Here is a 13,310-nt window from a genome sequence, read left to right as displayed (position 1 = left end):
CTGCTCTATAAAGTTCTATAGAAACAAATATATTTGTGACCAGATGAATCTTTATAACAGACATATAGCCTGGCTACTCATTATCATTTTTGCCTTATTCGGCGCAGAGAAGATAAACTTCGCTGTGGAGCAGACTTGTGACAAAAAATTAATGTACTGTCCTACTGCTAATATGTATGTGTACACTGTGTATAAAAACACATCACACTCATCTAATCCTGATACGAAGGATACTGATACACATAAAGTAACTACAATAGCCTGCGAAACTTTCTTTATTAATCAATTAGAATTAGCAGTCTATACAAAACAAAAAGTTACTTATCACTACAGTCCCTTCTATTATAAACATGTCATCCATTCAACACCATATATACCCTTAGTAGATCCTCCTCCTATAGTATAGTGTTCTTTATTCTTATATAACGACCACATTTCTATTATATACTATACAAAGATAAGCTTAGGCACATAGATTAAAAAGATACTTTTTCTTAACAATTTAGTATAATAATCAAATATTTAACATACAGTATCCTTTCTGATATTATTTGTTTTACTACATTATCGCATTCTTCTGTATTCTACAACAAAAAAAAGAGCCAAAACACAATGTCTTAGCTCTCTCTAACTACGGTAAGGTAATATAAAAAATCTCAACAAAAAGTTCTCTTCATTGAGCTAGTTTGTTTCTAAATGTAGGTATCCTGTTTTCTTAATCATACTAGATCCTCTATCATCTGTATACTCATAAGAGACAATATAGAAATAGGTGCCTGTCGGTAATAATTCATTCTTCTTTATCGTCACTCTACCATCAGAGTATCCTCTAAAGGCATTACCACTACTGTTATAATTAGCAGTCTCATACACTTTAACTCCCCATCTATTAAATATTTCGACACGATTATTTGGGTATCGTTGAATATTGTCTATTCTGAAGTAATCATTGTCTCCATCACCATTCGCACTGACGAAGTTATAGATCACTACATCTCCCTTCAACATCTTATCTGTTCTCACTGTCCCTAGTGTAAAGAAACCGTACTTCTCTAATGACGTTGGTGTAGTCACAGTCTTATTCTCTAAGTCTACTATCCCCCCTTCATCTACCCATAACTGCTCTATGGCATCCCATCTCAAAATATGTAGATTATCTGAGGCGTGCTCATAAATCTCTTTAGGGGTGGTACGCTCATCCCAAGTCAGCGTAAGCACAATATTACTCGTTGTGGTCTGTGAATGTTCTATCAGCCAATATTCTCTCGTATTAATCTTATCAACTATACCAGAACCTGCCTTACGGACTTTGAAGAACTGCTTATCGTCTAAGCTATATTTTCCCACGAAGATATCTTTTTGATGCTTAGGAGCAGATATTATTGCTTGTCTATAGAATCCTTTATCCCCTTTAGGATAGATGAACTCTTCATTTCCTTCTTTCTCTACTTCTCCTTCGATATGAGAGGCATCACTGACATGAAGAACCTTAGACTTATTTAAGAAGGTAAAAGCTCCTTGAAGAGAATCTACCTTAGCGATACCCTGAGTGAACTCTACTCCACCCGCAATACTCACAGATGTCTTGATATCAAAAGCTCTTTCCTTTATAGGATTATTTAGAATCAAAGTATTAAAATGAGTTCCTGTATGTCCTTCTATAGTTTGTTTCGCAGTTCCGATAAGAAAGGTCTTCCCCTGAGGGGTATTTCCTTTATAGTCAAATATTTTACCGTTATTCACAAGGTCACGATGTAAGTAAAGCTCACCGTTATTTTTAAAATCTCCTTCTCCTTGGTTCTCTAGCGTATAATATACAGAGACCGTAGAACCTGGTTTAATATAAAACATACCTTTATTCACTGCCTGACTATAAATTATAGTCGGTAGCATCACCATACACAGTAGTAATCTCAAATATATCTTCATTCCTTCTATCGCTAGTATTAGTCTTTCACTACGAATATGATATTCATAATCGTACAGTCTGTAGCTGCTGCCTTTACATCATAAGTCATCACACCTTCTTTAGATATTGACTTTATCGTAAACACATCTGTATCATAACTCGTCACATAATAGTATAAGTCTGTCGGCTTCTCAAAATAAGGGATACCTGTAGTAGGAGCTCCTTCACTGACAAAGTGATTACTGTTCTGTAAAGAGAATTGCTTCTTATATTCTTCAAATAAGTTCATCGTTTGTTCTACTCTATCTTCTGAAGTATCAAATACAATAGAAGGCATATAGAAGAACTTCACTGCCTTATAATCTTTGGTTACCATCTGTTGCCATTTCGTTCCATCATTATAATAGAACCCCACGACTACATCATTAACTGCCTTCGTATTATACACAGTCATACCTGCTACGTGAGCACTTAAAGGATTCGCTAGTATAGTGGATGTAAGCTCTACTCTGGGTAGTAATAACCCCTTATCAACAGACTCTACTTCTAGCATGGCATCCTTATTTATATCTGGTGATGTACCAATCTTAGTTTGTGCAAAACTTAGAGCGCTGAATAGCACAGCAAGCATTGCGAAATATAATTGCTTCATCATTTATCTTTAAGTAATTGAAAAAAAAAAAGTGCGAGTCTCAATACAAGACTCGCACAGTGTGGTGTGAGTTGTTTGATTATTGTTTGTTTGCTTGTCTATATTGTATATAACTATTCTGTAAACTCTACGATTACAGAATAGTTCCCTTCTCCAATCATGATATACTGGTTACCAGATCCGATATTAAAGTTTAAGGTACTACCACTCACTTTAATATCTGTAGTCGCTGTGGTCTTCAGCATCTCTCCTTGTAATACTTGGATGCTTACTACTGACCCTACTGTAGCCCCTGCAGGAATAGCCACACCTGATGTTCTAGCTGAGTTAGCTTTAGCGATATTAGTAGTCCCAATGAACTTGTAAACCTTCTTATTATTAATCGTATTCCCAGTGAAGATTACTTTACTATTATGAACATCGATATGATCTCCTAAGATATTCTTGATCTTATCCACATTATTCGTAATATAGTTCGTGATAAAGTCAAAGCTGATTTCTTTCTTCGCTCCGTTATCTTCTATCGTATAGAATACTTCTTCTTTATCGTCTGCTATCTTTCCGTAGTACACATTCCCCCCTTTATTAATAAACTTAGAGATTAGATCCCCTACCTTATAAGTAACATCACCCTCTTTTACCTCTTGGTTTAGAATATCACTAAAGTTATTTACGATATCACCTACTACATTTACTTCTGTACCTCCTGTAGTATCTCCGGTAATATCAGCAACAGTCTTACCTGCATTACTAGCCAAGAATACCTTTACTGCTTCTTCATTGAAATATTTATACCCTACAGTCTTTCCATTTTTCACTACTGGTACTACTACTGTAGTCGTCTCTGTATCTGCTACTAAATCTTTAAGGTTAATAGTCTCATACTTGCCATTGTTATAAAATTGGAACTCCCAATTAGCATTCGTACCATCCCCAGTATTCTTGTAGATTACGTTACCATCTACCTTCGTAGAGATACTCTTAATTAACTCTTCGATTGTATAATACTCACTAGTGCTTCCTTCTTTTAGGACAGTCGTTTTACTATTAAAGAAGTTCGATACATTAGAAGCGATTTCTCCTACTACATCTATTGTAACTACTCCATCTGCGTCATTAGGCACATCGTTCTCAGTCTTTCCTTCATTTCCTTTCTGAGCTAACCAATTCTGAATAGTTGTCTCTGAGAAGAAAAGGAATTTCTTTGTTTTATCAGTATCAGATACTGCTACTTCACGGAAGAATGTTTTAGTCTCTTCTTTTAATACTAGATCTTCGAAGTCTACATTCGCTGTCTCATACTTATTATCAACTGTGTTATAAACCACATATTTAAACTCATTCTTCACTGGGTCAAACACAATAGTAGAATGCCCTTCTTTAGCAGCATCTTTATTGTCAGGATTAGTCGGTACGATATAGTTAATTACATTCTGGATGTTCTTAACGTCTCCTTCTAATTTTGTCACATTATTATCTAATCCATTGATAACTGTAGTTAGTTCCGCTTTACTCACTATTCTATTCCACTGTCCTCCATCTTCTGTTGTCCAGTAATAGAATCCTTTTAATATATCTTTAGAAGTATCTTCATTAAGGTTATAAATCAATAAACTCTCTACTTGGGTTCCATCTATCGGTGCAAAAACTTTTAAGTCTGATAAACTTACACGTGGAATCAATACCCCTCTGTGGCTAGAAAGAATTTCAAGTTCAGCTGATGTTTCAGGATCTGGTGTACCAATACCTACCTGTGCTGATGCTGTATAAAACGTTCCTAAGAAAGCGGCTAAAATGATAATTTTCTTCATGATTATAAATTCTATTTAATATCTGTATTGTTTTGTTATTTTGTCTTTTTACTTGGTAACATCGGGTTAGAGAATATTCCTTCTCTAAATCCTCTAAGAAAAGTAAGATCATAGATCACAGATGTACTACACCCCGTCAAATTAGTTATGGTTAATCTCACTTTTCCTTTTTTATTATGCCAGTTCTCTCCATTAACTTTGGCATCTTTAGGAAAGGCTATTGTTAACACACCTGTTCCATGTTTGGTAATAAATACTCCTCCCTGCTGTTTAATAATAGGCCTATCGTTCTGATCGAATATTACCTTGTTATCCTTATCTCTTTCTAATATTGTTGATCTAACCTCTACTTCTGGATTATCTACTGTAGCAAAAGGAAACGCCTTCCACTCATTCTCTGTATCTAATAGATACTCCCAGTCATATCGCTGTATCTCTCCTGTCACTACAGGGCTAAGCTGTAATGGCTGTCCCCCTTTAATGTTTACTTGATCTACTACTGTAGTCTGTTTCCCTTTGTGATCCTTAGCGACTACACGTTCTATAGAAGGCAGACTGTTTATCTTAATCTTAATCGGAGTTCTAGAGCCAATGGTACAGCCATTTCGAACAGCCTGCACATATACTATAAACTCATCACCTACTTTATAATGCTTAGACAGGTCTATCGTGAACATATCTCCTAATGCTGGCAACCTAGTCGTCCCTTTCTCAGAAGTGTACACTTCATAACTCGTACAGTGACTATTCTGTGGTTGTATTCTCAACGGTTCTCCTTCACATAACTGGAGAATCTGTTCTAATTCATAACCGTACTGATCTGTCTCTATCTCCATACCTACTTCTACCCTAGGAACTAGATCTACATTATAGATATGAGTAAAATCTCCTAATACTCCTACAACTGAGCCATACGATATCTTCACTCTATCAAAAGGTTCTGTAGAAGGAGCTACTATAATTCTGTATCTATCTCTACCTCCTATACCTAGTAATCTCAAGCGAAGCGCTCCATTAGACTCTGTAAGTGGTTCGCCCACTTTCTTATCTCCTAAATAGCGTTGAATCTTAAAGCCCTTGACTAGTTCTAAACTCAGTACTCCAGGGTTCTTATTCTCTGCTGTAATATGCAACTCATCTCCTGGTAGAGCAGTCTGTTTAAACACGACTGTTAGACTCGCCATATTCGCTACTGCTACTCCTCTTGCTATTACTGCATAACTGTTAGGATCATCATCAACAGCATTCCAAGGATGGCTAACAGAAGCTGTGGCACTCGCTACTCCTAATCCTATATCTTCTACTCCGTGGAGTACGTCTAATACATTGGGATTAATATTAGGTAATACAGCTGCACAACTAGGACTCTCTACTTGCTTCGTCACATAAGCCCCATACACCTTAGCGTTCTGAGCAACACCTACTGTAGACCCTAAGACAACTTGTACTCCTCTATATTTCTGCGGTCCTTTCTTATTCGATGGTACGAATGTATATTCCAACACATTATCTGCTGCTAATAGATCTACTAGTCCTCCATCTACTCCTTGTAACGTTCCTATCTTCTTCCCATTTGCATCAAGTCCTACTACTGTAATACCGCCTAGGGCAACTAAACCACTGTATTCTTTACCTAGCTTCACTGTCACAGGAGTTCCTGCGGCTTGATCTTCTTTGAAGTAAATATTCTGCCATGTAGTACCTAATCCTAATAGTCCTAGTCCTACCGTGATTGTAGAATAAGTATCTGGTCGTCCATCAATAGCATTACTCTTATTAGATACTCCTCCCGTCAGAGCAGAATACCACGCTGTATAATCTGTTGCCCAGTATCTCTCGTAAGTCGGTGGACAGTCTTCGTTATTAAATACATTGACTTGAATATTCTTGATATCCGAACATCCATTAGCACTCTCAGCAACTACCGTATAGTTATATACTCCTGCTTGATTAAACACCTTAGGGCTCGTTCTATCTATAATCTCTTCTCCATTTGTGTCATACCAAGTGATTATATCTCTAGCATTATCAGTTATTAAAATTGGCAATACAAAAGAATCTCCTACATTCAAAGTATAGCTTAGAGCATCAGAATTATTCTTCAGTTTTAACTTAGGTATAGGATTTACATTAATCTTCACTTTAGCAGATTCTTCTGAGCTCACACCCTTGATAACATATACTACACTGTACTCTCCAGACTCTGTAACTCTAATGCTCTCTATAGGCAATAACTCCTCGATTATTCTATCTTCTAAGTCATCTCCTACTTCGCGTACCTTAAATAAATTACCGTCTTTAAACCAGCGGTAAGACTCTACAGTACCAATAGTAGTCAATGGCTTTTTAGCAGTTAATATCGCTTCATCTCCTTCACAGATTACGCTTACGTCTGATGAGATAGAAGGCTTAGGATGTGGTTTGCCTACAATATTCGTATGCGCTATAGAACGAATCTTCGTAGGATCTACATACGGCAGTTTTAGGCTACTAACATCTAAATAGGCTTCATTAGATAACACTCCTAATCCTGGGTAGCCAATCACTGTTCCATTAATAATGACTCTAGATGAAGAGTGAGCGTCTAGGTTCACTTTCCAATTCTCAATACTCTTCGCACTATATATACTAGGAATATTAGAAGGAGGTGTCAAGGTGTTTTTATAATTACCTCTATTATCAAAAAAAATCTCGTCTACTCGAAAGAATTCTTTTATAGTGGATAAATAATCATTCAATATAAAGTCTTTGTACAAGTCAGATGAGTGGTTAGACATCTCTAATGTGTAGCTTAATTTATCTCCTTTTTTTGCTTCTAGTAAGGTGACAGATTTATTAATCATTAACCCTTCAGGAGTTGTAACATTTAAATCTTTAATCTCGTGAATATTGACAGCCGAACCTGTAGAAGCAGCAAAACCAATCTTGAGTGTTTCGTAAGGCAACTCATCATATTTATAATCTAATACTTCTACAAATCCCCCTTTATGTTCTGACTGTATGCGTACTTTGATATGGAATTTCTTTTTAAGAGCGTAACTTCCATCAGGTTTCTTCTTACTTCTATCTTCTTCTAAGATAGGTTTCATCTCGATCTGCACTCTTCTATAAAAATTATTATCATCAGGTCTAGTGTATATAAATTCAGAATAATCAATATTTTTACCTCCTGGTTTCTTTATATGTGTCAGATATCTAGCTGTTGTTCTGAGGTCATTTGTAACCTTTCCTCTTAATACAACACTTTGGGCAAACGAGCCATTCGTATTTGGCCTTCCAACAGCTTCTTGTGTAAAATTACCATACTCATCAAGTCCTACAGCAATATAACCACCTGTCACACCAGAAACACCATTACCTGGTCCATATCCTAATGAACCTCCATAACTACCTAATCTAAATTTTCCCTTAGGAATACTCCCATCGTATAGAAATACAGAGATACCATCTGCTCCACCTTTTGTATTTCCGTCTCTTCTACGCCATGATTTATATTCAAAATCAATCAATACTCCTCTATCAGAAGGAAAACTCTCTTCTATAATAGCATACCCCTTTTGATTCATTCCATCAGAAGTAAGTCTTAGCCATCCTTCTCCAGAACGATCTAACCCTTGTGAAGCTGTTAATATAGCATGATCCCCTAATACTACTTTGCTATTCACTGTTTGATGAGTAAAACTTTCTTGTATTGTAAACTGTGCATATAAAGGAGATAACTGCCCTAATAAAACACATAGTACAAACGCTAAAACATATCTATACTTCTCTAACATATTACCAATAACAATCACATTTACAATAACATAATAAACAAAACACTATTTTTTTCAGACAAAGATTTCCTTGCTGATACTCTACATGACATCAGATATTTAGAAAATAGAAGTCCACACCTTATACAAAGTGTTTAAAATCCCATTAAACTTGATTGTGATTTACAACTGAGAAATAGTTGTTGTTTTTATGATACTATTATTCTTTTTCCTTTTCTACTCTTTTTATTTGACTTAGATTCAACAAATAAATGCAACAGCATTTAAAAGAACAGCGGGGAACATTTGCCCCATGGGGCAAATGTTCCCCGCTGTTGGCGAAAAAAAACATCTACTTTTGAAGTTCCTACACAATCAAAAAGATGTCACATTTAACGTTAGAACAAAGATACAAAATAGAAGCATATAAAAATTTAGGTAGATCACTTAGTGAAATAGGTGATTATATAGGCAAAGACAGATCAGTTGTTAGCAGAGAGCTTAAACGTAATTCAGATGGTAGAAACGGTGTTTATAAAGCCGATCTTGCTCAAAAAAAGACAACACTTCGTCATAAAGAAAAACCTAAGCATAAACGCTTAAATAAAAGTGTCAAAGCAACCATTTTGTCGCTGCTCAATAAAGATTATAGCCCTGAACAAATAGTAGGAAGATGTAAAATAGAGAAGATAGAAATGGTTTCAGTAGAATGTATTTATCAGTTTATTTGGAAGGATAAAAAGCAAGGAGGAAAGCTTTATAAGCATCTACGAAATAAAGGGAAAAAATATCGTAAAAGAGGAAGCAATAAAGATAGTAGAGGGGTAATATCGAACAGATTAGATATAGATGAAAGACCTGGTATTGTTGACAAAAAAGAAAGAATAGGAGACTTAGAAATTGATTTGATAATAGGAAAAAATCATAATGGAGCCTTATTAACTATTAACGATAGAGCCACAGGGATTTTACTAATGGGGAAGGTTGAATCTAAACAAGCTCATGCGATAGAGGCTAAAACAATAGAGCTATTAAAGGATTACAAACCTCTTCTACATACAATCACTTCTGATAATGGAAAAGAGTTTGCAAACCATCAAAATATAGCTAATGCGTTACAGATTGCCTATTATTTTGCAAAACCTTATCACAGTTGGGAAAGAGGCGCTAATGAAAATTTAAATGGTTTAGTCAGACAATATTTCCCGAAAATGAGTAACTTCGATTTAATTACACAACAACAAATAGATAGAGTTGTAAATATTTTAAACAATAGACCAAGAAAGAGATTTGGTTTTAAATCGCCTAATGAAGTTTTTGCAGATAAATTAGACAAAATAGCAACTGTTGCATTTATAACTTGAATTCACGTGAGAATACATACTCAAATCAATTATTTAAATCTTAAATTAATAATATAAAAAACAAATATTACTAACCGTCACTATAGTTAAAAACAAATATTAAGCCATAATTGTTTTTTATGAAAAAAAATCACCTATTGTGATACATTACTTTCCTCAACAACTCATAACTACCTGTAATAATGCTTATTACATATTACAAAAAACACTCTATTTTTGTGCAAATTTACTCAAAACAGTTCATCATCCTAACCTTTATTACAACACAAAGCAGAATACAATTCCTTAAAAGCAAGTGAAAAATTATTATTTTTTGATAAAATATGATTTAATAATTAAATTATAAGAAAGTGAACAAGGTATCATTATCCATAAGCTCTTTTTACTGCTAAATTAAAACACCTAATATTCACATTATGTGACTGTTAAATTTATATCAAAGAAAGGAAACTCAGAAAAATAAGGCATTCTAATCTTTATTTACTATTTTTAAAATAAAATTATTAACCATGAACCAAGACCATAATACACCTTTTATAACAGAATCTATTCAAGATAAAGTAGCAACTATATCATTTTATAGTCCAGCTAGTAACTCATTTCCAAGTTCACAATTAGAAAAGCTAACTAGTATTATTACCAAACTTAGTAGCAATACTCATATTAATACAATCATTCTAAAAAGTGAAGGAACAGGAGCCTTCTGTGCAGGGGCTTCCTTTGATGAACTACTTTCTATTAAAGACACTACTACAGGACAGACTTTCTTCTCTGGCTTTGCTAATGTAATCAATGCAATGCGCAAAAGTCCGAAGATATTTATCGGTCGTGTCCATGGCAAAACTGTAGGAGGAGGAGTAGGACTAGCTGCTGCATGTGATTACTGTTTTGCAACAACGAATGCTTCTATTAAACTATCAGAACTAGCCATTGGGATAGGTCCTTTCGTAATCGAGCCTGCGGTCTCACGTAAAATAGGTAAAACAGCCTTCACAGAAATGTCTCTTGCAGCACACGAATGGAAAACGGCTACTTGGGCACAAAATCACGGATTGTATAGCGAGGTATATGATACTGTAGACAGACTTGACTTAGAAGTAGAGACTTTCGCTACTAAGATAAGTTCATATAACCCAGAAGCGCTATGCGAAATGAAGAAAATATTCTGGGAAGGAACAGACCATTGGACAGAATTATTACATCAACGTGCTGAAATATCAGGTAGACTAGTATTATCAGAATTTACAATAAATGCGCTTAACCAATTTAAAGCTAAATAACATATCTCATCCTTCTAGAACAATATCTCTAGAAGGATTTTTTATATATAAACACCATTATTCTTAAAAACAAAACACAATACATCAAGATTAAATAAAAACATGTCAATATAAAATCTTTTTACTTACAATAATCATCTCTTTATCAATAATGTTAATTTTAATTAACTCATTGTACTATATTTGCTAAAAAATATAAAACTATGAAATCACTAAAGTACTTACTTCCAATACTTTTAATCGCTTGCAAAGCTGTTGCTTCAGAACCGCTAAAGCTAGATGATTACAGAGATAAAGGGAGGTACAGTACCTCACATTATGAAGGAGGTTTTCTAAGTCATTTAAATATTGCTGCCGGAGTTTCTACATTAGGATTTACCATAGAAGCAGCGACTCCTATTAATTCAAGTTTAAAACTTAGAGCAGGATTAGATTATTTTGAGTTCAATTCTAAAAAGTACGATGTAAACTTTGATGATCAAGAAGGAATACTACACGAAGCCTTTGGTTATACACCTACTTATGAAATGCATGGTAGTATAAAAGCTATTCATGGACACGCACTAGTAGATTATTACCCTTTTAGAAAAGGAATATTTCATCTTACTGCGGGTTTCTATTTAGGAAGTACTAAACTTGAAGCGGATGGACTATTAACAGATGGTAATGGTACCCCAGCTGAACTAAAACCTGGTCATGACTGGCCTATAATAGAGTTCGATGGCAAAGAACTAGCAGTAATAGATGGTAAGATAAACGCAGAGCTAACATTAGGTCAAATAATCAAACCATATATAGGTATTGGATTAGGAAGAGCTGTTTCTAAAAAACGTTTAGGAGTTAAGTTTGAACTAGGAGTATTATACCAAGGAGACTATACTTTAAAACAAAACGGTAGAACAGTTGCTTCTACAAGCGACCTTAATGCTTCAATAGAAGATGCAGATAAAGTAACCAAATGGCTAAAACTATGGCCAATGGTAAACTTTCAAATTAATTACCGAATATTCTAAAATATCATGAAATTAAAGCATATCACAACAGTCATCTTATCTTGCTTATTCATCTACTCTACAAACTCTTATGCACAAGAAGAACCCACTGAGAATACAGCAGTTAATCTTGTAGAAGAAGTAAGTCAAGAGAAAACAATAGATGAACAACAACCTAAGCAAGACAAAAAGAAGAAAAAGAAGTCAGGACCTCCTACCTTACCTCCCAATAATTCTACAGCTTACTTACTACATGTAGGTGAAGACGAATTCGTGAGAGATAATATAGCGAAGCACTACTCTGACCAACGCTTCTATGAATGGACATTAAGTGCAGGAGTATCTACGATGGGGCTAACACTAGAGGCATTGACTCCTATTAACAGCTATTTAAAACTTAGAGGAGGTATAGACTTATTCTTCTATAATTCTAAGCATTATGAAGTTGGTATTGATGACCCTAATAACATAGGGCAATATCTAGAAAAAGGTAAACCTAACTTAAGAATTAAAGGTAAAAATCACATGATACATGCTCACACCTTAGTTGACTTTTACCCTGTCCCAGATGGTTTATTCTTTCTTAGTGGGGGTTTCTACTTTGGGCAAAACAAAACAGCCTTAGACGGGTATTTAATTGACGTCTATGGTAATAGAGCAGAATTAAAAAAACAATATGCCGAATGGCCTGATTTAGACTTTCAAGGAAACCAAATCAAGTTAAATGAAGGGAATATGAAAGCTGATGTTACACTCGGTAGTATCATCAAGCCTTATCTAGGGATAGGAATAGGAAGAGTGGTAACGAATAAAAAACTAGGTTTTTCATTTGAACTGGGGATTATGTACCAAGGGGACTATGAACTAAAACAAGATGGAAGTAAAGTTCACTTCGATCTTGATAACGACTTTGAATACAACGAAAAAGGAGAGAAATGGTTAAATCGTATTAAATGGTGGCCTAAAGTATCCGTCCAAGTTAGATATAGATTATTCTAAACTCAGTCATCTCTTTAAGGATAAAGAGAAAAGGCTACGCTAAATATAGGAGGTCAACTATATTTTTGTGTACCTTTGCCAAAATTTTTAGTTATGCCTAAGATTAGAATTACAAAGCAATTCACATTTGAAACAGGACATGCCTTATATGGTTATGATGGTAAATGTCGTAACGTACACGGTCATAGTTATAAGCTAGCTGTTACAGTTATTGGAACTCCGATAGAGGATACTAATAATGTGAAGTATGGTATGGTTATAGATTTTGGAGACTTAAAAAAAATAGTGAAAGGAGATATCGTAGATGTATTCGATCACGCTACTGTTTTCAATAAAAATACCCCTCATATAGAATTAGCAAAAGAACTAGAAGAACGCGGACACCACGTTATTCTTGTCGATTATCAACCAACTAGTGAAAACATGGTTATTGACTTCGCTCAGAAGATAAAAAGCAAATTACCTGAAGGGATAGAACTATACTCATTAAGATTACAAGAGACAGAATCATCATACGCTGAATGGCATCAATCAGATAATTTATAGGA

The 13,310-nt window shown here is 34.8% G+C and carries 10 protein-coding genes; 6 read left to right on the top strand and 4 right to left on the bottom strand.

All coding sequences use genetic code 11. From position 1 onward, the window contains the following. The first annotated feature begins 43 nt into the window (after positions 1-43). Positions 44-406 (top strand): hypothetical protein, encoded by a 363-nt coding sequence (locus MYRA21_RS07015; protein WP_006257656.1) that lies wholly within the window; start codon positions 44-46, stop codon positions 404-406. A gap of 275 nt (positions 407-681) precedes the next feature. Here the strand turns inward: MYRA21_RS07015 and MYRA21_RS07010 are convergent, their stop codons facing one another. From MYRA21_RS07010 to MYRA21_RS06995, 4 genes are all read right to left on the bottom strand, one after another. Further along, the gene (locus MYRA21_RS07010) at positions 682-1,929 is read right to left on the bottom strand and encodes a gliding motility-associated C-terminal domain-containing protein (RefSeq protein WP_006260498.1); all 1,248 of its coding nucleotides are present in this window, start codon (positions 1,927-1,929) and stop codon (positions 682-684) included. Positions 1,930-1,946: 17 nt separating this feature from the next. After that, positions 1,947-2,564 (bottom strand): hypothetical protein, encoded by a 618-nt coding sequence (locus MYRA21_RS07005; protein WP_006257658.1) that lies wholly within the window; start codon positions 2,562-2,564, stop codon positions 1,947-1,949. A 110-nt stretch (positions 2,565-2,674) separates the two neighbouring features. After that, complete coding sequence (locus MYRA21_RS07000; protein WP_006257659.1) at positions 2,675-4,372, bottom strand: hypothetical protein; 1,698 nt, start codon at positions 4,370-4,372, stop codon at positions 2,675-2,677. Between the two features lie 35 nt (positions 4,373-4,407). Then, positions 4,408-8,148, bottom strand: a complete 3,741-nt coding sequence (locus MYRA21_RS06995) for a hypothetical protein (protein WP_006257660.1) — start codon at positions 8,146-8,148, stop codon at positions 4,408-4,410. Positions 8,149-8,510: 362 nt separating this feature from the next. Between MYRA21_RS06995 and MYRA21_RS06990 the strand changes: the two genes are divergently transcribed. The 5 genes from MYRA21_RS06990 (at position 8,511) to MYRA21_RS06970 (ending at position 13,308) form a co-directional block, all read left to right on the top strand. Next, a complete protein-coding gene (locus MYRA21_RS06990; RefSeq protein WP_039328002.1) occupies positions 8,511-9,491 on the top strand; it encodes an IS30 family transposase in 981 nt (326 codons plus the stop codon). A 509-nt stretch (positions 9,492-10,000) separates the two neighbouring features. Then, positions 10,001-10,771 (top strand): enoyl-CoA hydratase/isomerase family protein, encoded by a 771-nt coding sequence (locus tag MYRA21_RS06985; protein ID WP_006257661.1) that lies wholly within the window; start codon positions 10,001-10,003, stop codon positions 10,769-10,771. A 203-nt stretch (positions 10,772-10,974) separates the two neighbouring features. Continuing rightward, entirely contained in the window at positions 10,975-11,784 is an 810-nt protein-coding gene (locus tag MYRA21_RS06980; protein WP_006257662.1) for a hypothetical protein, read from the top strand. A gap of 6 nt (positions 11,785-11,790) precedes the next feature. Beyond that, positions 11,791-12,762 carry a hypothetical protein gene (locus tag MYRA21_RS06975; RefSeq protein ID WP_006257663.1) on the top strand — a complete coding sequence of 324 codons (972 nt, stop codon included), beginning with the start codon at positions 11,791-11,793 and terminating at the stop codon, positions 12,760-12,762. A 93-nt stretch (positions 12,763-12,855) separates the two neighbouring features. Beyond that, positions 12,856-13,308, top strand: coding sequence for a 6-carboxytetrahydropterin synthase (locus MYRA21_RS06970; RefSeq protein WP_006257664.1), 453 nt, complete (start codon positions 12,856-12,858; stop codon positions 13,306-13,308). Positions 13,309-13,310 lie beyond the last annotated feature (2 nt).

This window comes from Myroides sp. A21 (assembly GCF_000807225.1).
GTDB classification, from domain to species: Bacteria; Bacteroidota; Bacteroidia; order Flavobacteriales; family Flavobacteriaceae; genus Flavobacterium; species Flavobacterium odoratimimum.
Note: the sequence above shows the minus strand (reverse complement) of the source record. Positions and strands in the feature narration are given on the sequence as shown.